Source organism: Halomonas sp. SpR8 (genome assembly GCF_031010195.1).
Taxonomy (GTDB): Bacteria; Pseudomonadota; Gammaproteobacteria; order Pseudomonadales; family Halomonadaceae; genus Vreelandella.
On record NZ_JAUAMC010000006.1, the window covers coordinates 133,641 to 156,257 of the forward strand.

The 22,617-nt window shown below is 55.2% G+C and carries 22 protein-coding genes; 6 read left to right on the forward strand and 16 right to left on the reverse strand.

Going from position 1 to position 22,617, the window contains the following annotated elements:
- Nucleotides 1–13: 13 nt before the first annotated feature.
- The 4 genes from hmgA to QT230_RS13355 all read right to left on the reverse strand — a co-directional run bounded on the left by hmgA (nucleotide 14) and on the right by QT230_RS13355 (nucleotide 4,344).
- Nucleotides 14–1,321, reverse strand: coding sequence for a homogentisate 1,2-dioxygenase (gene hmgA, locus QT230_RS13340; protein ID WP_308322364.1), 1,308 nt, complete (start codon nucleotides 1,319–1,321; stop codon nucleotides 14–16).
- Nucleotides 1,322–1,383: 62 nt separating this feature from the next.
- On the reverse strand, nucleotides 1,384–1,584 hold the full coding sequence (locus QT230_RS13345) for a DUF2783 domain-containing protein (RefSeq protein ID WP_215094170.1): 201 nt from the start codon (nucleotides 1,582–1,584) through the stop codon (nucleotides 1,384–1,386).
- On the reverse strand, nucleotides 1,571–3,301 hold the full coding sequence (locus QT230_RS13350) for an FAD-dependent oxidoreductase (RefSeq protein WP_308322365.1): 1,731 nt from the start codon (nucleotides 3,299–3,301) through the stop codon (nucleotides 1,571–1,573). Before QT230_RS13350 ends, QT230_RS13345 begins: the two co-directional genes overlap by 14 nt.
- Before the next feature lie 74 nt (nucleotides 3,302–3,375).
- The gene (locus QT230_RS13355; RefSeq protein WP_064235580.1) at nucleotides 3,376–4,344 is read right to left on the reverse strand and encodes an MBL fold metallo-hydrolase; all 969 of its coding nucleotides are present in this window, start codon (nucleotides 4,342–4,344) and stop codon (nucleotides 3,376–3,378) included.
- 478 nt (nucleotides 4,345–4,822) lie between these two features.
- Between QT230_RS13355 and QT230_RS13360 the strand changes: the two genes are divergently transcribed.
- From QT230_RS13360 to QT230_RS13375, 4 genes are all read left to right on the forward strand, one after another.
- Nucleotides 4,823–5,311 carry a MarR family winged helix-turn-helix transcriptional regulator gene (locus tag QT230_RS13360; RefSeq protein ID WP_064235579.1) on the forward strand — a complete coding sequence of 163 codons (489 nt, stop codon included), beginning with the start codon at nucleotides 4,823–4,825 and terminating at the stop codon, nucleotides 5,309–5,311.
- Nucleotides 5,312–5,668: 357 nt separating this feature from the next.
- Nucleotides 5,669–6,718 carry a TRAP transporter substrate-binding protein gene (locus QT230_RS13365; protein ID WP_064235578.1) on the forward strand — a complete coding sequence of 350 codons (1,050 nt, stop codon included), beginning with the start codon at nucleotides 5,669–5,671 and terminating at the stop codon, nucleotides 6,716–6,718.
- 27 nt (nucleotides 6,719–6,745) lie between these two features.
- Complete coding sequence (locus QT230_RS13370) at nucleotides 6,746–7,288, forward strand: TRAP transporter small permease (RefSeq protein ID WP_308322367.1); 543 nt, start codon at nucleotides 6,746–6,748, stop codon at nucleotides 7,286–7,288.
- Nucleotides 7,281–8,576, forward strand: a complete 1,296-nt coding sequence (locus QT230_RS13375) for a TRAP transporter large permease (protein ID WP_064235576.1) — start codon at nucleotides 7,281–7,283, stop codon at nucleotides 8,574–8,576. Before QT230_RS13370 ends, QT230_RS13375 begins: the two co-directional genes overlap by 8 nt.
- Nucleotides 8,577–8,687: 111 nt before the next feature.
- Here the strand turns inward: QT230_RS13375 and paaZ are convergent, their stop codons facing one another.
- From paaZ to paaG, 10 genes are all read right to left on the reverse strand, one after another.
- The gene (gene paaZ / locus QT230_RS13380; RefSeq protein WP_308322368.1) at nucleotides 8,688–10,730 is read right to left on the reverse strand and encodes a phenylacetic acid degradation bifunctional protein PaaZ; all 2,043 of its coding nucleotides are present in this window, start codon (nucleotides 10,728–10,730) and stop codon (nucleotides 8,688–8,690) included.
- A gap of 109 nt (nucleotides 10,731–10,839) precedes the next feature.
- Complete coding sequence (gene paaE / locus QT230_RS13385; RefSeq protein WP_308322369.1) at nucleotides 10,840–11,922, reverse strand: 1,2-phenylacetyl-CoA epoxidase subunit PaaE; 1,083 nt, start codon at nucleotides 11,920–11,922, stop codon at nucleotides 10,840–10,842.
- A gap of 19 nt (nucleotides 11,923–11,941) precedes the next feature.
- Complete coding sequence (gene paaD / locus QT230_RS13390) at nucleotides 11,942–12,556, reverse strand: 1,2-phenylacetyl-CoA epoxidase subunit PaaD (RefSeq protein WP_308322370.1); 615 nt, start codon at nucleotides 12,554–12,556, stop codon at nucleotides 11,942–11,944.
- On the reverse strand, nucleotides 12,540–13,364 hold the full coding sequence (paaC, locus tag QT230_RS13395) for a 1,2-phenylacetyl-CoA epoxidase subunit PaaC (RefSeq protein WP_308322372.1): 825 nt from the start codon (nucleotides 13,362–13,364) through the stop codon (nucleotides 12,540–12,542). Before paaC ends, paaD begins: the two co-directional genes overlap by 17 nt.
- Before the next feature lie 11 nt (nucleotides 13,365–13,375).
- On the reverse strand, nucleotides 13,376–13,657 hold the full coding sequence (paaB, locus tag QT230_RS13400) for a 1,2-phenylacetyl-CoA epoxidase subunit PaaB (protein ID WP_022521442.1): 282 nt from the start codon (nucleotides 13,655–13,657) through the stop codon (nucleotides 13,376–13,378).
- 115 nt (nucleotides 13,658–13,772) lie between these two features.
- Nucleotides 13,773–14,759 (reverse strand): 1,2-phenylacetyl-CoA epoxidase subunit PaaA, encoded by a 987-nt coding sequence (gene paaA, locus QT230_RS13405; protein ID WP_308322377.1) that lies wholly within the window; start codon nucleotides 14,757–14,759, stop codon nucleotides 13,773–13,775.
- A 313-nt stretch (nucleotides 14,760–15,072) separates the two neighbouring features.
- A complete protein-coding gene (paaK, locus tag QT230_RS13410; RefSeq protein ID WP_308322380.1) occupies nucleotides 15,073–16,386 on the reverse strand; it encodes a phenylacetate--CoA ligase PaaK in 1,314 nt (437 codons plus the stop codon).
- Nucleotides 16,387–16,494: 108 nt separating this feature from the next.
- The gene (gene paaI, locus QT230_RS13415; protein ID WP_308322382.1) at nucleotides 16,495–16,962 is read right to left on the reverse strand and encodes a hydroxyphenylacetyl-CoA thioesterase PaaI; all 468 of its coding nucleotides are present in this window, start codon (nucleotides 16,960–16,962) and stop codon (nucleotides 16,495–16,497) included.
- The gene (gene paaH / locus QT230_RS13420; protein WP_308322384.1) at nucleotides 16,955–18,505 is read right to left on the reverse strand and encodes a 3-hydroxyacyl-CoA dehydrogenase PaaH; all 1,551 of its coding nucleotides are present in this window, start codon (nucleotides 18,503–18,505) and stop codon (nucleotides 16,955–16,957) included. The genes paaI and paaH overlap by 8 nt, the downstream gene beginning before the upstream one ends.
- Nucleotide 18,506: 1 nt before the next feature.
- Nucleotides 18,507–19,298: a 2-(1,2-epoxy-1,2-dihydrophenyl)acetyl-CoA isomerase PaaG gene (gene paaG, locus QT230_RS13425; protein ID WP_308322386.1), complete on the reverse strand. Its 792-nt coding sequence runs from the start codon at nucleotides 19,296–19,298 to the stop codon at nucleotides 18,507–18,509.
- Between the two features lie 569 nt (nucleotides 19,299–19,867).
- Between paaG and QT230_RS13430 the strand changes: the two genes are divergently transcribed.
- Together QT230_RS13430 and paaY are read left to right on the forward strand one after the other, a co-directional pair.
- Entirely contained in the window at nucleotides 19,868–20,110 is a 243-nt protein-coding gene (locus QT230_RS13430; RefSeq protein ID WP_308322388.1) for a hypothetical protein, read from the forward strand.
- Between the two features lie 11 nt (nucleotides 20,111–20,121).
- Nucleotides 20,122–20,736, forward strand: a complete 615-nt coding sequence (gene paaY, locus QT230_RS13435) for a phenylacetic acid degradation protein PaaY (protein WP_308322391.1) — start codon at nucleotides 20,122–20,124, stop codon at nucleotides 20,734–20,736.
- 49 nt (nucleotides 20,737–20,785) lie between these two features.
- Here the strand turns inward: paaY and paaX are convergent, their stop codons facing one another.
- Nucleotides 20,786–21,712, reverse strand: coding sequence for a phenylacetic acid degradation operon negative regulatory protein PaaX (paaX, locus tag QT230_RS13440; protein WP_308322392.1), 927 nt, complete (start codon nucleotides 21,710–21,712; stop codon nucleotides 20,786–20,788).
- A gap of 300 nt (nucleotides 21,713–22,012) precedes the next feature.
- Nucleotides 22,013–22,489 (reverse strand): NYN domain-containing protein, encoded by a 477-nt coding sequence (locus QT230_RS13445; RefSeq protein WP_308322393.1) that lies wholly within the window; start codon nucleotides 22,487–22,489, stop codon nucleotides 22,013–22,015.
- Nucleotides 22,490–22,617 lie beyond the last annotated feature (128 nt).

Here is a 22,617-nt window from a genome sequence, read left to right on the forward strand (position 1 = left end):
AGGGGGGGCGGGTTCAGGGCTGGCTTGGGTTGAAGTGGGAGCGCAGCGTCGACCAAACATCCACATAGTCACGTTGACGGAAGTCAGCATTCAGAGCCGCAGGGGTCGGGTGAAAGAAGTAGCGGCTCTCAAACATGAAGGCCAGTGTGTCGCCTATGAAATGGGGCTTGAGCTCCGCGTTGGAGGCTTTCTCAAATGTCTCAGCATCGGGGCCATGGGGCGACATTGAGTTATGTAGGCTGGCGCCGCCAGGCGTGAAGCCTTCAGCTTTGGCATCGTACTCGCCGTGTATCAGCCCCATAAACTCGCTCATTAGGTTGCGATGGAACCAGGGTGGCCTAAAGGTATTCTCGGCAACCATCCAGCGCGGTGGGAAAATGACAAAATCAAGATTCGCCATTCCCGGCGTATCGGAGGGGGACGACAATACGGTGAAGATTGACGGATCCGGATGATCGAAGCTAACCGTATTGATGGTGTTAAAATTAGCCAGATTATATTTATAAGGCGCGCAGTTGCCGTGCCACGCCACGACATCTAACGGCGAATGGTCGAGTTTGCTCTCCCAGAAACGACCAGAGAACTTAGCCACTAAACGGTAGTCGCCTTCTAGATCTTCATAGGCTGCCACGGGGCTTTGGAAGTCACGCGGGTTTGCTAAACCGTTAGACCCGATGGGGCCGAGGCCTGGAAGCTCTAAAGGGCTGCCATAGTTCTCGCATATATATCCCCGCGCAGCATCAACACCCTGAGCTCTGCGCACTTGGAATTTCACACCGCGTGGAATAACGGCAATCTCACCATTATCGATCTCGATGTCACCAAATTCGGTACGTAGACGAATGGCGCCCAGTTGGGGAACAAACAGCAGTTCTCCGTCAGCGTTGTAGAAAAAACGCTCGGTCATGTCTGTATTAAAGGTGTAGACATGCACGCCTACGCCAGCCTGGGTACCCGCATCGCCGTTGACGGCAATGGTAAATAAGCCGTCGATAAAATCAGTCGGCTCGCTCGGTAGAGAAACGGGATCCCAGCGCATTTGATTGGGATCAGCCGCTGGTTTATCTAATGGAGCGGTGTGTACCTTGTGATTTTCGAGTGGCTGATACGCGCTCTGAACGACAGAAGGGCGAATACGGTAAAGCCAGCTACGGAAATTTTGATGACGTGGCGCTGTAAATGCGGAGCCGGTTAGTTGCTCTGCATATAACCCATAAGCGCACTTCTGAGGGGAGTTTTGCCCAATCGGCAATGCCCCTGGAAGTGCTTCGGTTGAAAAGTGATTATGAAAACCGCTCTGATAGTGCAACTGTTCAGTCATTGTTAAGTCCTGCGTTATTTGAACGTTATAGTGAACAATGTATGTCGGCTACTTATCGCCCACTAACTGTCGCCCACTAACCCTGCATGGGAAATTGCCTCTTCAAGCACCCGTTGATCGCCAATGTGGTTAGCAAGCAACAGGATTAGGCGTGCATTGATGCGCTCGCTCTCTGCCTCGCTACGGTCGCGATGTAGCGCCGTGAGCGCGGCGTAAAAGGCGTCCGGATCAGTGAAATTCGGATTCAATTCAAGCCTTGGCATAGCAACTTTCCTGGACTGTCGTGTCAGAGGCACCCGCAAGATAAACGCCCAGCGCGCGGTCTAATGCGTCTTCAACCTTGCGGGCAGTGATAGCGTGCCAGCGCGCAGCAACGTGTTGATCAGGGCGAATAAGGTACCCGCCACCTGCTTTCAGGCCATATCGTTGCGTCACTAGCCCCTCAGCGTCGTCCACCATGGTTGTGCGCGGTAGAGCGCTAAGCACATCCGGTGCAGGGCCCACGACCACCATGCTTAAATCAGTGCAACGGCCTAATAGCGCTTTAAACGATGTGGCAAGCGTGTCGGCGTGCACACCATCAATTCGTCCGTCGAGTAACAACACAAAGCCATCGCCAAATTGATTGAGTAGCCAGGCGTTCTCTTCTCTCAATCGAATGGGAGCGTCCTTGGCCGGGCTGCCGGGGCGCAGTTCGCTCGGGCCACCATTAACATCGGGCGTATTGAGCGGTGAGGTGTCATAGCGGCAAGGCATGGAGAGGCGACCACTGTTGACCAAACTACGCGCAAAGGCATGTTGCTCAGCCAGCTCCAGCGTCACATCTCGGAACACTTGGCTGATATGGCTCTTCGGGGTAATAAAATCAGTGGCGCGGGTAGAGTTAAGGAGGTTTTCTGCCGCGCCATGTTGGCGCTCGGTGTTGTAGGTGGACAAAAGCGTCTTGGGCGCCTGCTGTTTGAGAACCCGAGCCAGTTTCCAGACTAAGTTGTCGACGCCCTGCAGGGCACCGTTGGCGCCCCTGGCACCAAAGGGTGATACCTGATGCGCTGCGTCGCCCATAAATATCACGCTGTTATGAATGAAATTATCCATCTTGCGGCAGCGGAAGGTGTAGACACTGGCCCACTCAAGCTCAAACTCCACGTCTTTGCCCAGCATTGCCTGCACGCGTGGCCGAATGTTCTCTTCTTTCTTTTCTTCTTCCGGGTCAGCATCCCAGCCTAACTGAAAGTCGATACGCCAAACATTATCGGGCTCTTTGTGCAGCAGCACTGACTGGTTAGGATGGAAGGGTGGGTCAAACCAGAACCAGCGCTCTGTTGGGAAGTCTGCCTTCATCACCACATCAGCAATCAGGAAGCGATCCTGAAATACCTGGCCTTTGCACTCAAGGCCCAGCATGTCGCGAATTTGGCTGTTAGCGCCATCGGAAACGAGGAGATAGTCACAGGTCAGCTGGTAATCACCATCCTGGGTCGAGACCTTGATGGCGGTGCTGTCAGGCTGAGCATCAACGTCGATGACCTTATGTTGCCAACGAAGGTCAATTTGCTCTGGAAAGTCGTGAGTGCGGTTGACCAGAAACTCTTCAAAGTAGTACTGCTGTAAGTTAATGAAGGCGGGAATGCGGTGGCCATCTTCCGGCAGTAGGTTGAAGTCATAGACTTCGCGCTCCTGAAAGAAAACGCGGCCACGCTGCCAGGTGACGCCTTTTTCGAGCATCAGGTCAACACAGCCCAGGCGGTCGACAATTTCCAGCGAGCGCTTGGCAAAGCACAGCGCTCGTGAACCCACGCTAACGGTGTTGTTATCGTCCAGAACGATCGAATTAACGCCTTGCTGAGCCAAATCAATGGCGGCGGCGAGGCCGCTAGGCCCCGCTCCGACAATCACTACCGGATAGTGGCGAACTTCTTGTACATCGAGTTCAGGCGGGCGCCGGTAAGGATAGACAGGATTTTTATAGGTTGTTGGCATCTATTGCTCCCCTTCAGCGTCGGGTGCGTTACACCCGACTGCTGGGCATGATCAGTGGGTGTCACTAGTGGCACTTACTGATTTTCGACGGCATCCTGCAGCGAGTGCCACATAGCGGTATCGCGCTCTGCCGTCCAGATGCGGGGATCCGGGTATTCGCCGCCTGCTTCGTCGTAGCAGCGAGTGATATCGAAAGGCACACAGTGATCGAAGATGACCCAGTGACCATACTTTGGCTTGAGTACCGCGTAGGTTTCGGCGTAACACTCGGAGAGAGACTTGCCCGCCGCTTTGCCCGCTTTGACACTGCCATACATATCATTCAAAAAGTCGCGGGTGCCTTGAATGGCCTCCTGGCACTGTTCGACCGTTTGCAGTGCATCGCCACGGCCGGGTACCAGCTTTTGGGGCTGCATGGCCTGTAGGCGATCCAGCGTGGAAGGCCAGTCCTCGTGGTAAGCGTCACCGGTGTAAGGGGTGGCGCCATACTCAACGAGGTCACCGGAAAACATGATTTTTTCCTTCGGCAACCAGACGATGGTATCTCCCTTGGTATGCCCGCGGCCCAGGTGAATGATCTGTACTTCACGCTCACCCATGTACACCGTCAGCTTTTCCTGGAAGACGATGTTTGGCCAGGTTAGTCCAGGTACAGAGTCCACTCCCTTGAACAGGCGAGGGAAACGGCCGACTTCAGATTCATAGTCCTGCTGGCCACGCTCGACAATCAGGTCATAGGTGCTCTGGCTGGCGTAGATATTCTCCGCATCGTAGGCGGAAGCACCGAGAACACGTACGGCATGGTAGTGGGTCATCACGACATGCTTAATCGGTAGGTCGGTTACCTCGCGGATACGGCGGATGACGTCCTGAGCCATGATAGGCGTTGCTTGGGTATCGATGACCATTACGCTGTCATCACCAATCACTATGCCCGTATTAGGGTCGCCTTCAGCCGTGTAAGCATAGAGCCCTTCTGCCAGCTTGGTGAAGCTGATCTGCTTCTCTTGGGTGTCGGCATGGGACGCGAATTTCTTGCTCATGATTTCTCCGGTGCTATCAGGGTGGTTCAGGTATTTATTGGATTGTTGTATGCCAGGAGGATAGTTTCTAATGAAACTAAATGTCCAGTGGTCTACAGATAAATCAGTCTTATTTCTGCACGGGATTAGCGATAATGCCCAATAAATCAGATGATTATTGCAAGCCTATACTTAAGTATAATAATTAAAATCGATAAATTGGTTGCAAGAGAGAGTACCTGTCGGCACTGTTTCACCTTGTTCTGATAGGGTGAAACTACGCTTGATGACGCCCATATATGTTGAGGAGCAGTAAGTGACGAGGTGCTATTGGGGGAAGCTAAGAGTGTTATTGGATGGAGCGAGGATGACTCTCTTGCGCTAGGTGGTCAGTATGATGTGGTCAGTACGATAGGCGCGTTGCTGGTGCCCACATTCCCAGCTATCGTGCTGATTTTTCATTACCACCCAGATAAATGGCGGCTCTAGGAGAAATATAATGACGATGGATAAAGTCGGCGGCGATGCATCTCTGGAGTCTTCGGCCAGGGCAGAGCTCGACCTCAATCAATTTTTACCCTATCAGCTTAACCGTCTGGCTGATCGGATCAGTCAGGCGCTAGAAAAGCTTTATGCCGACTCCTATCAACTCAACATCGCCCAGTGGCGTGTGCTTGCGTGGCTCAGCCACTGTGATGATTTAACCGCTAAAAAAGTCTGCGCCTACACCAATATGGATAAGGCTCGCGTGTCTCGAGCTATTCAGTCGCTGGAAGACCGTGGGCTGATAAACCGCACGCCATCACAGCAAGATCAGCGACTACATGACTTACAGCTGACAGAGGCCGGGCAAGCGCTACTTAATAAGTTAGTACCCGAAGCACAGGCGTGGGAAGCCAATCTGGTGTCGACCCTAAGCGTTGGTGAATATCGTGATTTGCTCAATACCATGCGCAAGCTTGAACGGCAGTTGGAGAGAATTGGCTAAAGGCTCGATACAGGTGACTCGTCCTCTGGTAGCCGATGTTAAGCCTTACCTGATCAATGGCGCGTCATTAGTGTCTCGGGTGATGTGATTTATGTAACAAAAAAATTGGCGAAAAATTATTTCCCTGTGGTCATTGGGAATAACTCTAAGAATCTATTTTTTAGATTAACCGTTTGTAATTTAACAAAAAATATAAATTACTACTTAAGTATTAGCATCTTTTAGTCGATGGATCGTTGCACGATCCACGCATCTGCAGGCATTGTGATAACTAACGTGATTCAGATATTTTTCTTATAGCAATAATAAAGTATCACGTTTGACGCTCCCCGTTCGTGACGACCAGAGGAAAGAAAAATGAATAAAACAACAAACCTGATGATCGGCGCTATCGCCGCTGCGACGCTGAGTACCACCGCTCTAGCGCAAACCACTATCACCGTGAGCACCTGGGCTGGCCCTAATCACGGCATCAACACCATGGTATGGCCAACGTGGAAAGCGTGGATTGAAGAGGCGACGGAAGGTCGCGTAACCGTAGATGTGATACATGATATGGGGCCTCCAGCTTCCCAGATGGAAATGGTTGCCGATGGTATCGCAGACGCTACCTGGGTGTTCCATGGCTATAACGCTGGGCGCTTTCTGGCCACTCAGTTACCTGAGTTCCCTACCTTCGAAGACTTCTCGTCGGAGAACGCCTCTGCGGCATACTGGCATACGCACCAGGAGCACTTAGCGCAAGCTGATGAGCATCGTGGCGTTGATGTGGTGGCTGCGGGCGTGCACGGCCCAGGTTGGATCTTTAGTCGTGAGCAGTACCAAACCCTTGCCGATCTGGAGAGCGAGCGCATTCGCGTCGGTGGCGGGGTGATGGGAGACCTCTCTAATGCCCTGAACCTGACCGGTGTGGCTCTGCCGCCAACCGGGGTCTATGAAGCTGGCTCTCAGGGCGTTATTGATGGCGCTATGCTGGTGCCGGAAGGTCTTAGAAGCTTTCGGGTAGCCGAGATATTTCCCTATACCTTGACGGTGGATGGGGGCTTCTATCGAGGCAGCTTCACCATCGTGGTTAATCCGAGTATTTGGGATGAGATGTCTGCAGAGGATCGTGCCGCTGTGGAAGAAGTCTCGGGTGAGCGGCTGTCGCGACTATTCGGCTACATGATGGATGTATCCGATGAGCGAGGCGTCGAGTTCGCCAAAGAGCAGGGCCATACCTTTACGGCCCTTGGCGACGAAGATCTTGAAACGCTGCGTGGTATCAGTAATGACCTCGTTGACACTTGGTCTGAGAACGTCAGTGAGCGTGGTATCGATGCGCAAGCGGCGCTTGAGTATTTCCACCAACAGCTTGAAGAAGCTGCTACACAAGAGAGCGTGGCATCCTTAGTGCCACAATCATAATTACCCTTCGCCAAGTGGAGGGCGACTATGCCGATCCTGACGACTCGCTGGTCAAATGTCGGTAGGGTCATGCAGCTGGCGCTGGAGGGGGTGGCGGGTGCCACCCTATTTGCCTTAATGCTGCTGACGACTGCTGACGTAGTAGGCCGTTATTTCTTTAATCTACCTATCCTTGGAACCGTCGAGTTGACTCAGCAGATGCTGGCCGCTGTGGTGTTCCTGTCACTGCCAGTAGCATGCTGGCGTGAAGAGCACGTTAGCGTGGATCTCTTGGACGCCGTATTCCCTGCGCGCTGGATATGGCTGCGCCAGATGATCGTCAACCTAATTATCGCAGTGGCTTTATGGGTGATCGCTACACGGGTTTGGGCGCTGGGCGTGCGTGCTTTTGAGTGGGGCGATGTCACTGAGTTTCTACGTATTCCCGATGGTTACCTTATCTACCTGATTGCCATCATGTTGTTTCTTTCCGCTCTGCTCACCCTAGGTCGAGCGGTGAGTTACCTGCTAGAAGGCGTGGGTGTGATTAAGTGTGGTGGCCCCGTCAGCCAGGGAGATAAGCATGACTGAAGCACTTTATGGGTTTGCGGCGTTGTTGATATTGGTATTCCTGCGCATGCCTCTGGCGTTTGCCATGGGGATCGTGGGCTTTGTGGGCTTCTACTACCTGACGGGTAACTGGAACGCGGCTGAAGCCATGGCGTCGCGGCGGGTGGTAGACACCGCTAGGGACTACGGTCTATCGGTGATACCCCTGTTTATCTTGATGGGTAATTTGGTGTCCCATGCTGGGCTCTCAGATGCGCTATTCCGAGCCTCTAACGGTTTCCTTGGTCACCGTAAGGGCGGTCAGGCGATGGCAACCATTGTGGCTTGTGGAGGATTTAGTGCTATTTGTGGGTCGAGCCTTGCGACCTGTGCCACTATGGGGCGGGTAGCCATGCCCCAGATGCGCAAGTACGGCTACAAGGATTCACTGGCGGCGGCTTCCATTGCCGCGGGCGGAACCCTTGGGATACTGATTCCTCCCAGCGTGATGCTGGTGATCTACGGCATCATTACCGAGACCAGCATTCGTGAACTGTTTGCAGCGGGTTTTATCCCCGGCATGCTGGGCATTGTGATGTATCTTGGCGCGGTTAAGTGGGTTCTGTGGCGTGATCCCAGCGCTGGGCCAGCGGCCGAAAAAGTCCCCTGGAATGAGCGCTTTTCAGCGCTAAAAAATGTGGGGAGTACCCTGGCGCTGTTCGTATTGGTTATCGGCGGCATCTATTTGGGTATATTCACCCCAACTGAAGCAGCGGGTATTGGCGCCATGGGAGCCTTTGTGATTGCGCTACTCAAGCGTGCTTTGACGCCGACTATACTCATGAATGTCCTTATGGACACTGTGCGTACAACAGCGATGCTATTTGCGGTGGTGTTGACGGCGCTCATCTTTGCTAATTTTATTAACCGTGCGGGGCTTCCCGATGATCTCTTGGCGTTGGTCACCGGGCTGAACGTAGCGCCCTTCGTGGTTATTCTCGCCATCCTGGCCATTTACGTACTGCTCGGCTGTGTATTCGAAAGTATGTCGATGATGCTGCTGACCGTGCCGGTCTTCTTCCCGGTCGTGGCGGGACTTGGCTATGATTTGGTGTGGTTCGGCATATTGGTAGTGATCGTGATCGAGATCAGTTTGATAACGCCCCCTGTCGGTATGAACGTGTTCGTATTGCGAGCCGTATTGCCGGATGTATCAACCGGCACTATCTTCCGTGGTGTCACCCCCTTCTGGGTCGCGGGTACCCTACGCGCACTGCTCGTGCTTATCTTCCCCGCTATTGTGCTTTTCCTGCCGCAGTTACTGTATTAAAAACGTCCTTGCTAAACAAACGGATGACAGAGCGTATGCCCTGTCATCCGTTTTGCTTTTTGCCTTACTTTTGTGGCCTTACTTTTGTGTCTGGCTTTACCGGCTGAACCGTTATTGCCGCTTCGCGACCAGCGTTAGGATGTCGTAACTGGCGACCAGCTCATCATGTTGATTGGTCACCGCCACGTCCCACATCACCACGCCTTGCGGATGACCATCAGGTGACGCCCGGCCCTGGTCAATCTTGCGCTTGCAAGTGAGGCGGGCGCGAATAGTGTCGCCGACCAGCACGGGCGTAATAAAGCGCAGGGTATCCAGGCCGTAGTTAGCCAGCACGGGGCCTTCGCCTGGGTAAACGAACAGACCGGCAGCAGCCGACAGCACAAAGTAGCCATGGGCGATACGCTGGCCGAATTGGGTCTCTTTGGCGGCAATGTCGTCGAAGTGCATATAAAAGTGGTCGCCGGAAAGGCAGCCAAAATTAACGATGTCGGCTTCGGTGACGGTGCGGCGGTGGGTTAACAATGATTCCCCAACCTGTAGGTCGTCAAAGTGGCGGCGGAACGGGTGGACGTCAGTCTCGATCACCTTCGCGCCACGCACATATTGCCTTGTCACTGCCGCGACCATGGTGGGCGACCCCTGAATAGCGGTGCGCTGTAAATAGTGATGAACCGCACGAATGCCACCCAGCTCTTCGCCACCGCCTGCGCGGCCGGGCCCGCCATGTTTGAGCATCGGTAACGGCGAGCCGTGGCCAGTGGATTCCTTTGAGGCTTGGGCATCCAGAATCTGCAGGCGGCCGTGATGCGCGGCCAGGACGGGAATCATCTCGGCAGCAATGGCAGGGTCTTTGGTGGTCAGTGTGGTGACCAGGCTACCCTTGCCTTTGGCAGCGATGGCCAGGGCTTCGTCGATGCCGCGGTAGGGCATTAGGGTAGCGACGGGGCCAAAGGCTTCAATGTCGTGCGCACCACCGTCGTTCAACGGATTGTGGTTGATCAGCAAGTGGGGAGCGATAAACGCGCCGTGTTCGACTCCCTGGCCGACAGGCTTGAAGCTACCATCTTTACCGAACGCGCACTCACTGGTTTCCAGTAGGCGTTCGATGGCTTCGTTGACGTCGTGGAGCTGATCACGAGAAGAGAGGGCGCCCATGCGCACACCTTCTTCATAAGGGTCGCCGACGACGATGCTGGAAAGGCGTTCTTTAATCATGTCCGCCAATGTATCCAGGTGCTCGGCGGGCACTAACACCCGCCGGATGGCGGTACATTTCTGGCCTGCTTTGGCGGTCATCTCCTTGACGACTTCTTTGGCAAAGATCTCGAACTCTTCATCTTCCGGGGTGACATCCGGGGCCATGATGGCGCTGTTGAGTGAGTCCGCCTCGGCGTTGAATGGGATGCTCTTGGCCATAATGTTTGGGTGACTTTTCAGCATCAGGGCCGTGTTTGCTGAACCGGTAAAGGTGACAAAGTCCTGTTCTTCCAGTTGGTCTAGTAAGTCACCGGCGCCACCAATCACCAGTTGCAAGGCTCCTTCCGGTAACAGGCCAGAGTCGTTGATGATGCGTATGGCAGCTTCGGTCAGGTAGCTAGTGGCGGTTGCTGGTTTGAAAATACACGGCATGCCTGCCAGAAAGGCGGGGGCGAACTTCTCCAGCATGCCCCAGATGGGAAAGTTGAACGCATTAATATGGACAGAAACACCGCGGCGGGGCACCAAGATGTGGGTGCCGTTGAAGTGGTTATCTTTCCCTAATTGGGTGACCGGGCCTTCGTGGGCCACGTTGCCGGAGGGCAGTTCCTTGCGGCCTGTGGAGGCGTAGGTAAACAGGGTGCCGAAGCCACCGTCAATGTCGATCCAGGAGTCGGCCTTGGTGCAGCCAGTGTGATGAGAGATGGCATAGAGCTCACGCTTACGCTCTTGGATATAGGCGGCCAGCGCTTTGAGAATGGCTGCCCGCTGCTGGAAATCCAGCGCCAACATGTTTTTCACGCCGGTGTTGCGGGCATACGCCACTGCTTCGGCGAAGTTGATGCTTTCTTGGTGGGTATGCGCAATGGTTTCGCCATTGATGGCGCTGATCAGTGCTTTGGCCTCGGTTTTTCCGAACCACTGGCCTGCGATGTAACTCTGTAAAACTGGCATTGAGTGTTCTCCCGCCCATCTTTTGGGGATCAGTTGTTGGTATTAGCTGCTGGTATCAGGATCAACAAAGCCGACGGAGTCGCCGGCTTGGGCGTAGGTGGGCTAGGGTTTATACCTCGTCATAGTCAAGCACCACCTTGTCGCTGATTGGATAGCACTGGCAGGACAGTACGTAGCCAGCATCTATTTCGTAATCTTCCAGGGCGAAATTGGCGTCCATTTCCACCTCGCCTTCGATGACTTTTGACTTGCAGGTGGAGCACACGCCGGCCTTGCATGAGAATGGAAGATCGGCCCCATGCTCGTTACCTGCTTCCAGAATGCTCTGGGTATTGCGGGGCAAGTCGTATTCAATAGTGCGGCCGTCGATGATTACCTTGATGTGCGAAGTTTCAGCTTCAAGCTGAGCGGCTCTGGTCGTTTGGCGGCGCTTGGCGCCTGCCGTCGGTAGCCCTGTCGTGAACAGCTCAAAGTGTACTTTTTCCTTTGGCAATCCATGGTGGGTCAGCACATCGTGCACGATCTCGGTCATTTCTTGCGGGCCACAGATAAACGCGGCGTCGAGCTTGGGCACGTCTACCCAGCGGTCAAATAGGGCGTTGCACTTATCGGCATCGATCCGACCGTTATACAGATCAATTTCCTGCTGCTCACGGCTGAACACATAAATGATGTTAAGGCGTTCCAGATAGCGATCTTTTAAATCCTGCAGGCGATCGCGAAACAGCGTGCCCGTGGTGGAGCGGTTGCCATAGATGACGGTAAAACGGCTCTTTGGCTCGCTTTCCAGGGTGGTGGAAACAATCGACATGATGGGGGTGACGCCACTGCCAGCGGTCACCGCCAGGTAGTGTCCTTCTTGGCTGGGGTCGAGAGGCACAAAGAACTTGCCCTGGGGCGGCATTACTTCCAGGCGGTCACCGGGCTGCAATTGCTGGTTGGCAAAAGTCGAAAAACTGCCGCCCGGCACCAGCTTGACGGCGACTCTTAGCTCATGTTCGTGGACGCCGGTGCAGATGGAGTAGGAGCGGCGAATATCTTCACCTTCGATATCGCGGCGCAGCGTCAGGTACTGCCCTTGGGTAAAGCGAAAAGCGTCCAGCAGGTCGTCGGGAATGTCGAAAGCAATGGAAACGGCATCATGGGTTTCCTTGCGTACATCCTTGACGGTCAAGGCGTGAAATCGGCTCATGGGAAATGGTCTCGTCGTTTTACAGGCACTTGAAATAATCGAAAGGCTCCAGGCAATCGCGACAGCGGTAGAGCGCCTTGCAGGCCGTAGAGCCGAATTCGCTGACGCGTTCGGTCGCGTTGCTGCCACATAAAGGGCAGGGCACGACTGGATCAGACTGGCCGGTCAGGCTGCGCTTGCTAGCACTTCCTACCGGTGGCGCGATGCCGTAAGCACGCAGCTTTTCGCGACCTGCGTCCGTCAACCAGTCGGTAGTCCAGGCGGGTGACAGGCGGCGCTGGATCAGTGGGTCTGCGTAGCCAGCGGCCACCAGCGCTTCATGGATATGCTGTTCGATAACTTCCGTGGCTGGGCAGCCGGAGTAGGTTGGGGTCACATTGACCACCAGCCGTCCATCAAGCCAAGCGATATCGCGCACAATGCCCAGCTCAACCACACTGACCACAGGCACTTCCGGGTCGGGAACTTCCTGTAGTACAGCCAGCACGGTGTTGACATCGCCTTCGTCACCGGCGGGCGGCAGCCCGCTGCGGTCGCTGCCGATCAAGTCGCTGGAAGGCCAGTCATCGGTAAGCCTGTCAACGTTAGGTCTGTTATTGATAGGCGCAGACGGATGGTTACCAGACGGTCGCATCGGGATATGCCCTCGGCAGATATTGCATTTCCGCCAATAGAAAGCCCAGGTGCTCGGTGTGATGTCCGACTTTGCCGCCGGTATACATCCAGGCGTCGTAGGAAGGACGCACCAGCGTGGCTTCTTCAAGCACCTCTTCCACGGTGGCTTTCCAGCGAGAGGCAACGGTTTCCAGGTCAGGCGCGATGCTGGCTGCTAACATGGCCTGATCAATCTCGTCACCCTGCAGTAGCTCACCAGTGAACTGCCAAAGGTTGTCGAGCGCTCGCTGCATGCGGGTGTGGCTCTCTTCCGTGCCATCGCCCAGGCGAATCATCCATTCAGAGGAGCGGCGTAGGTGGTACGTTGCTTCCTTAAGCGACTTGGCGGCCACTTCAGCAATGCGCGGGTCGCTGGAGTGAGACAGCCCGTCAAGCAGGTGGACGTGCCATGCATCGAACAGGAACTGGCGCCCCATGATGTCGGCGAAGTCGCCGTTAGGCTGCTCGACGAGCAACAGGTTGCGGAAGTCCTGGGCATCGCGGCGAAAGGCCAAAGAGTCGGCATCATGAACCTGGCCTTCTGGTTCAGCAGCCATCAGATCAGCGGCCATCAGTTCAGCGGCATAGCCCAACCAGTTGCGCGCCTGACCGAAGAGGTCGAGACCCACGTTCATCAAGGCCAGTTCTTCTTCCAGCGCTGGTGCCTTACCGCAAAGTTGTGCGTGGCGCTGGCCGAGTACCAAGGCGCTGTCGCCAAGGCGCAGCAGGTAATCGGTCAGCGGTGCTTGTGTTTTTTGAGCTGTGTTTCGATGAGCCATGTTTTGCATCGCTGCCTCCCTTACATGTGGCCGACTTCTTTCGGCAGTTTGTAGAAGGATGCGTGGCGATAGACCTTGTCGTTAGACGGGTCAAACAGCGGCTCTTTCTCATCGGGAGAAGAGGCGGTGATTTCGCTGGCCGGAACCACCCAGATGCTCACCCCTTCATTGCGACGGGTATAAAGCTCGCGGGCGTTTTCAATGGCCATGCGGCGATCGGCGGCGTGTACGCTACCAACGTGCTTGTGATTGAGGCCGTGCTTGCTGCGTATAAACACTTCGAAGAGGGGCCAGTCAGCCATGAGGAAAGCCTCTGTGGTAAAGGAGCCCCGTGCCGCGGGGCTCTGTATTGTTTTAAGAGCTAGGTTTTAAAAACTAGGTTTTGAAAGACAAGTTTTAAAAGACAGGTTTTAAAAATCAGGCCGCCCGGCGTTGACGCTTGGCGGCATAAGCCACGGCGGCTTCACGCACCCAGGCACCGTTATCAATGGCGTTACGGCGTGCCTCGACACGCTCGCGGTTGCAGGGGCCGTTGCCCTTCACTACGTCGAAAAATTCCTGCCAATCGATTTCTCCGAACTCATAGTGGCCGGTCTCTTGGTTATATTTGAGATCCGGGTCAGGCGCGGTGCAGCCCAGCAGCTCTAGCTGCGGTACGGTTTGGTCGAGGAAGCGCTGGCGCAGCTCATCGTTGCTGTGGCGCTTGATCTTCCAGGCCATCGACTGGGCGCTGTTGGGTGAGTTTTCGTCGGATGGCCCGAACATCATTAGCGAGGGCCACCAGAAGCGGTTAATGGAGTCCTGCACCATGGCTTTCTGGTCATCGGTGCCCTCTTGCATCATGGTCAGCAGGATTTGATACCCCTGGCGCTGGTGGAAGCTCTCTTCCTTGCACACACGAACCATGGCGCGGGCATAGGGGCCGTAAGAGGTGCGCTGTAGCGGCACCTGGTTGACGATGGCTGCGCCGTCGACCAGCCAGCCGATCGTGCCCATGTCAGCCCAGTTGAGCGTCGGGTAATTGAAGATGCTGGAGTACTTGGCGCGGCCGTCGTGGAGCTTATCGATCTCTTCGTCGCGGTCGGCACCCAAGGTTTCCATGGCGCTGTACAGGTACAACCCGTGACCCGCCTCATCCTGAATCTTGGCCATTAGCTGCAGCTTGCGCTTAAGGGTCGGCGCGCGTGTCAGCCAGTTGCCTTCCGGCAGCATACCGACGATCTCGGAGTGAGCGTGTTGTGAGATCTGACGGATCAATGTCTTGCGATAGGCGTCCGGCATCCAATTCTTGGGTTCGATTTTAATTTCGTCATTGATGCGCTCCTGGAACTGGCGTTCCTCGGGGCCCATCTCGTCAAGTGTCTTAAGTTGGCTAGAACCGGTTTCCACGAGCTGCGCGTACATAGAGACCTCCGCGGCGTCGGTGTGTCAGGGAGTGTGACTTATCTTGCTTGAAGTATAGTGACACAAAATATTTTATCAATAAGTATTTTTGTGTGTCGCTTTAAGACTTTGTGATAACAGATGAGGCAAAGATGCTTGGTATATAAAGGAAAAATAGCCAAAGCTAAGTGATTCTGAATATGTTGGATTTTTTGCTTAAATTGACTGTATGGGCATAAAAAAGCCCTTGCAGGGCTGCCTGCAAGGGCGTCGGTCTTTCCGTCTTCCGTTTCACGCTAGGGCGATAAAAGCCTGTTAAGCAAGGAAGATTACATCAGCGAAGATCCTTGACGCGTCTGGCCTTACCCATCGAACGCATAACGCTTTCTACCGGGCACACTTCAACTTGGCTGCTGATACCAATGTATGTCTTGATGGCATGCTGAAGTTCTTGCGCGGCTTGTTCACAGGCCACGGGGTCGCGGGCGATGTCATGATGATTCGCTTCGACACGTACAAGTACCGTGTCCATATTGCCTTGGCGGCTGACTTCGATCTCGTAGTGGGGCGAAAGCGACGCGATCTTGAGCAGTTGCTCTTCGATCTGTGTGGGGAATACATTCACGCCGCGAATGATCAGCATGTCGTCGCTGCGGCCAGTGATCTTATCGATGCGCCGCATGGGGCGCGCAGTGCCCGGCAGCAAGCGGGTCAGGTCGCGGGTGCGGTAGCGAATTACCGGCAGGCCTTCTTTGGTCAAGGTGGTGAACACCAGCTCGCCGTATTCGCCATCGGGGAGTACTTCGCCGCTGGTGGGGTCGATGATCTCGGGGTAGAAATGGTCTTCCCAGATGGTCGGGCCATCTTTGGTTTCCAGACACTCCATGCCCACGCCCGGCCCCATTACCTCGGAGAGACCATAAATATCGAGGGCGTCGATGCCCAGACGCTGCTCTAAGGCAGTACGCATGCTGTCGGTCCAGGGTTCAGCGCCGAAAATGCCAGTGCGCAGTGGCAGCTTGTGAGGGTCGATGCCTTGGCGCTCCATTTCGTCCGCGATGTTGAGCATGTAAGAAGGGGTGACCATGATGATGTCCGGCTCAAAATCACGGATCAGCTGAACCTGTTTCTCGGTCTGGCCACCTGACATGGGGATAACCGCGCAACCCAGGCGTTCGGCGCCGTAATGCGCCCCCAGCCCACCGGTGAACAGGCCGTAGCCATACGCCACATGCACCTTGTCATTGCGGCTGCCGCCAGCGGCACGGATTGAGCGCGCCATCACATCGGACCACACATCAATATCTTTCTGGGTGTAGCCAACCACCGTGGGTTGCCCCGTGGTGCCGCTGGAGGCGTGGATACGCACGATCTCGCTCATCGGCGTGGCCAACATGCCAAACGGGTAGTTGTCGCGCAGATCGGCCTTGGTGGTGAACGGCAGTTTGGCGAGATCCGCCAGTGTCTGGATATCATCGGGATGCACCCCAGCCTTGTCGAAAGACTGACGGTAGAACGGCACATTGTCGTAAGCGTGCTTCAGGCTCCACTTCAGACGCTTGAGCTGAGTGGCGCGGAGCTCGTCGACGCTGGCAGTTTCCAAGGGGTCGAGAGTTGCAGTGTCGATAGGCGTAGCGGGCTGATTCATCAGGGGGCTCCGGTCAAGCAAGTTGTTATTGGACGAGTGTCTAAATGCGCCATGGTCTATGGAGCGGTTTTAGTAATGCTTATAAGCGCTCAATGATCAGGGCGTCTTTCATTGGTTGTCTCCAGCAGCGGTGTCTTCCAGGCGGCGTACGCTGCCGCGGATTTTGTAGGAACGTCCACGGAACAAGGCAACGGTATCGCCGTGCTGATTGCGCAACGTGATGTCGTAAATGCCGGTGCGCCCACGGCGGCTGCGCTCTTCGGCGGTGGCGGTGAGCTCATCGCCCAACTGGGCGGGGCCGAGATAGTCGATACTGCAGCCAGCGGCGACTGTGGCTTCATCGTAGCTATTGCAGGCAAACGCAAAGGCGGAGTCGGCCAGGGCAAACAGAAAGCCGCCATGGCAGTTGCCGTGCCCCTGCACCATGTCCTGACGCACGGTCATGGTCAGTTCGGCGAAGCCGGGTACCATGCGCGTAATGCGCATCCCCAGCCCTTGGCTGGCATGGTCGCGGGAAAACATTGCCTCGGCACAGGCTTCCGCCAGCTGTTGCGGGGTCAGTTGGGAGTCACTCATGAAAGCTTTCCTCACTCAGGGCTTTGCGGCGCAGCAGGAAAGAGCTGCGATAGCGCTCTTCGCCGTAGCTCTGCTGCAGGTGTGTAAGGGTACGGTGAACGAAGGGCAGTCCCAGCGAGTCTGCCCAGGCCAAGGGGCCGCGTGGGTAGTTGACCCCGGCCTGCATGGCCAGGTCGCCATCCTTGGCGCTGCACACGCCCTGCAAAACGGCATCGGCGGCTTCATTGGCGAGCATGGTCACGGTGCGCAATACCACCAGCCCTGGCGTGTCGGTCAGCCAGGCCACATCCATTCCCAAACGTTGGAAGAAAGCTGTGGCAAGCTGGCGGGCCTCGGGCGACGCTGTATGGCTGGCAGCAAGCCCTATGGCGCTGGCGCTGCGGTAGTCCAGGCACAGGTCGAACAGTACCAGGGCTTCGAGCCCTTCATTAACCGCGCGCTCGGCGGCGCAGCGCCCATCGCTGAGGGCCAGCACCAGGTCGCCTAGGTACAAGCGAGACGTACCGTCTTGTTGTAGCGATTCGCGATGTACCACATCAAGCCCGGCTTCCTGAGCGCGTTCCAGCAGCGGAGCGATGGTGCTATTCGCGCCCTGTACGACAAGTGCGGGCAGTTCCGCGTTTGCTGGTGCTGCAAACTTGGGCTGAGCCATAACGGTATTTGCACGCTCTCCTTCAGTAGGGTAGTCGAAGAAGCCTTGGCCAGACTTACGCCCCAGGCGACCGGCTTCAACCAGCGCCTGTTGCACCAGGGAGGGTTTGAACCGGGTGTCGCCGTAGTAGGCATCGAACACCGAACGGGTCACGGCGTAGTTAACGTCATGACCGATCAAGTCCATCAGCTCGAAAGGCCCCATGCGGAACCCGCCGGCCTGGCGCATCAGTGCATCCAGGGTGGCGGCATCGCTGGCAACTTCCTGTAGCAGGCGAAGACCTTCAGCATAGAAGGGCCGTGCCACGCGGTTCACGATAAAGCCCGGGGTGGAACTGGCGTGCACCGCGACCTTGCCCCAGGCGCTGGCGGTATCGAACAGAGTCTCAGCGACCTCGGTGGTGGTCGCCAGTCCAGACACCACTTCCACTAGCTTCATCACCGGCGCGGGGTTGAAGAAGTGCAGCCCCGCCATGCGCTCGGGGTATTCAAGATTGGCGGCAATGGAAGTAATCGACAGTGATGAGGTATTACTGGCGAGCAAGGTCTCCGGTGAGCATAGCGCTTCGAGCTGAGCAAACACCTGGCGCTTAATCTCAAGGTTCTCGACGATGGCTTCGATAATCAGGCGACTATCGGCCAGGGCATCAATGGCATCGGCAGGCTGTAGGCGAGCGATGATGTTATCCACATCACCTTGAGGCATCTTGCCCTTGGCAACACGCTTTTCCAACTGGCGACGAATGTTGTCGATACCGGCTTTTGCTGTGCCCGGTTGATTGTCATAGAGAATCACCGAGTGGCCAGCCTGGGCGGCTACCTGAGCAATACCGGCACCCATGGCGCCTGCGCCGATAACGCCAATAGTGGCGGTGCTAGGAAGTGCTGGCATATCACGCTCCCTTAAAGGTGGGGTGACGTTTCTCCATGAAAGCGCTGACGCCTTCGCGGTAATCCTCCGAGCGCCCGGCCAGCCGCTGAAGATCGCGCTCCAGGTCGAGCTGTTCGTTGAAGCTGTTATCGCTGCTGGCATGCAGGGCGCGCTTAATTAGTGCCAAGCCGCGTGTGGGTTGAGTGGCTAGGTGGCGAGCCATGTTCATGGCTTCTTCTTGGAGCGCTTCATCGTCAACGCAGCGCCAGATCATGCCCCACTGCTCGGCGGTCTCGGCGGGAAGTTTGTCGCCCAGCATTGCCAAGCCCTTGGCGCGGGCCATGCCCACTAAGTTAGGCAATGTCCAGGTGCCGCCGGAGTCTGGTATTAAACCGATCTTACAGAAGGCCTGAATAAAGCTTGCCGAGCGAGCCGCCAACACGATGTCGCAAGCCAGGGCGATGTTGGCACCAGCACCTGCAGCCACACCGTTCACCGCACAAATAGTCGGAAACGGCATGTCTTTAAGGGCGCGCAGCATAGGGTTATAGCGTTTCTCCAGCGACTCGCCGAGGTCAGGCGCTTGCTCGCCGGGCGCGACGCTACGGTCGGAAAGGTCTTGACCGGCGCAGAAGCCGCGGCCGCTACCCGTCAGCAGCAGAGCACGAACGCTTGGATCCTGGCGCACGGCCTTAAGCACCTTGCGCATCTCGGCGTGCATTTCGGTATTGAAGCTGTTCAGGCTGTCGGGGCGGTTCAGCGTAATACAGGCGACGCCGTCTTCGACGCTGTAAAGCAGGGGCGCTTGGCTCATGGGTAATATCCTTGTCTCAGTGCCCTTTAAAAGTGGCGGGTCGTTTTTCTAGGAAGGCACGAATACCCTCGTCGCAGTCGGCGGTGCCCTCCAGCAAAGTGAAGGCATGGCGTTCAAAGCGCATTCAGTGCTTCCGGGCGCTTCAGCGTGATGCATAAAACGCCTTCCATGGGTGTGGTTATTTTTAGAGTAGAGGGCATTTTTACCTCAGTTCGGCCTGGGGTGCGCAGGATGAATATCTGCCGAGTATAGGTTTATTTTGATACACATCAATATTGCCTGGTTGTCTTTAGTGTGTCGCTTATGGTTGTTTTGGTTTATTTATGCTTTTTTAACAATAGCTTGCATGTATTTTTTGCAAAGAGATGAGGGGTCTTAGACCATGGTATGAAAGACGGTTAAGTAGCTCAAGAAGGCACACCCAGCTCATATCTATCGAGTTTATCGACAGTTAGTACATCACTACTTAAGTAAGTGGTGGCAGGGAAAGCGTTTGATGTTTTGTTACGGGAAAGATAGTCTTCAAGAATATAGCGTATCAAAAAAATAAGTGAGTGCAGGAGCGCCCCATGACGCAATCAGCGCAGCAGATGTTCGACCTTCATCGTGAGATTCTTGACTGGGCTGTCGCCGCTACCTCTGGCCGTGATTTTTGGGCACCCTATCCAGAAAGCATACGCAAATACCCTGAGGATGCCGTTAAAGCGGCACCGTCTAACAATCCTGCCGCGAATGCTTCCCTATGTAATCAAGCCTTTGTTGCCAACCGCTTCGTGGTGGTGCAAAGCCGTCGCCACGGCCAATCAAACTAACGGAGAACGTTATGCCTTACTATCGACTTGAAGGGGTGACGCCAGTGGTTCACCCAACGGCTTATGTACATCCTACTGCGGTGTTGATCGGGGATGTGATCGTGGGCCCCAACTGTTATGTAGGCCCTGGCGCGGTGATGCGCGGCGATTTCGGCCGTCTTGTGCTGGAAGAGGGATCCAACCTTCAGGATACCTGTGTGATGCATGGCTTTCCGGGCTGCGTCACTAAGGTTGAGAAGGATGGCCATATCGGCCATGGCGCGGTACTGCATGGCTGCGTGATTGGGCGTGATGCCATGGTGGGGATGAACGCCGTGGTGATGGATGGTGCCAACATTGCTGAGCGATCTATCGTGGCGGCAGCAGCCTTCGTTAAGGCAGGCTTCGAGTGTGAGCCCCAGTCGCTGGTGATGGGGTCACCTGCAAAGGTCAAGCGCACGCTGAGTGATGAAGAGTTTGCCTGGAAACAACAGGGCACCCAAGAGTATCAGCGTTTAGTGACCCGTTGTCGTGACAGCTTGGAAGCCTGTGAACCGCTGGCAGAACTCGATGCTGACCGCCCAGCTTTGCTGGCCGGTGACACTCAGCCTAAACAGCAGACGCTGGATCAGTCGTCACAATCATAAGTTGCGGTATGCTCGATATGACGACTAATTCAGTTGTCTTGTGAGGCGTTCATTCCAGCCCGCCGAAGCGCTGGTAAAAACTGGGCCCGGGGGCGGGTAATGGGCCCTCGGCGGTTTCCAGGTGTCGATCTAGCCAGCGCTCTGCGCGTTCGTAGAGCAAACGATAGAGATTGCGGCAGAGCTGATGGGCGTAGCGGCCTTCCCACGCCGTGGGGAGGAGTTCGTCAGGCAGAAGGGGATCGCGTAATTGAACCTTGCGATACTCGTGAATAAGCAAGGTTCGCGCAATGAAGCACGCTTCCTGTCCCAAATGGTTCTCTGTGTTGAGGGCGTTCCAGAGGGGGCGAAACTTAACCAGAAAACGTTGGTAGAGCTCGGCTAATTCGTCGAGGTTCCAACTCTCTCTGACCTGGAGGCGTAGCGGTTTGCTGGTCATGGGCTCCATAGCCTGAGTTTGCATAACGATCGTATCGTCTGCCGCATCCAGTTCTTGCAAGGCCGCCATGGCTTCTGCGCATGACAGCGTAGGGTGTGCCAGCACGCCCTGTGCAAAACTACCAAAACCCAGCCATTCGAGTTCGTCACGAATCTGCTGACGCCGGTCTGGGGGGAGCTGTGTCAGCAATGCCAATGTCCACTGGCCCGACCAAGGAGGCTGAGCGCCGTGATAGACGCGTTTGAAAGCTTGTTCAAAACGCCGCCGCCCAGGGCCACTCAATCGGTAATAGCTGCGACGACCTACCTTTTCACCCCGTAGCCAGGTCTCATGGGTCAGCCGGTAAACAGAGGTACGCACTAGCCGCTCATTGATACCGATGGGCTCTACCAGCTTCGAAAGACTACCAAGCCACACGGTACCGCCCCGCGGAACGATTGAGTCGCCATAGACGGTAATAATCAGTGAGCCGGCGCGGATTGGTCGCCGCTTTTGAAAGTCATCAATAAGCGTAGTGACGCAGTCTGTAGCTGACGACATGGTGAAAGTTGGCTTCCTTTGCAGTGATTTTGTCAGTAACAAGGACAGAAAATATTACGAATATAGAAAATTATCGTATCACGTTTTTTGGTGATTTGACCTGAGTCGGTACTCTTTCGAAGTACGATACGGCATTTATTAAACGAGGAAGTCGCTTTGCCCATTTCCCTTGCTCTGCTTCACTTTGGTTGGTTAGGCGGAAAGGGGGCGCTGCTGGCCCTGAGCCTTCACTAAAGTGCTGCAGTTGTTTTATGAATTCAGGCATCAAAGGCCGCGCAGATACTCTTTTCTGAACGAAATTTAGCCTAGCAGAAGCCCTTCATCGATCGCTATAAACTCGCTGGCCTCATTGATTAGTGACGCTGCAGTAAGTTGAGGGACACCATAAACTTCGACTCGTTTTCCATGCTTAACACGGATTTTATTGGCCAGCAGATCAAAGTCACCATCGCCGGATACCAGCACGATCACATCTGCCTGTTCGGCATACTCAATGGCGTCGAGCGCGATGCCCACGTCCCAGTCACCTTTGGCGGAGCCATCTGAGCGTTGGATAAAAGGCTTCAGCTTTACCTCAAAACCAATCGCTCTGAGGATGTTTTGAAACTCTCGCTGCTTTTGATCGCCTCTATCGATGGCGTAGCAAAACGCTTTTACCACCTTTCTGTTAGCGGTTGCCTGGGCCCAGAACTTGTTGTAATCAAAGTTGCGGCGATACGACTCTTTAACGGTGTAATAGACATTTTGGATATCCACAAATATCGCAACGCTGGTCATAATAAGTAACCTTTTGCACGGTAGTGATCAGCTTAAACGGTTTGAATGGATAAATGTATCATGCTTGCCATGAGGGTTATCGCCACAGCACCCCCTGTAGCTTGCCCCACATCGCCGTAAAGCGCCCC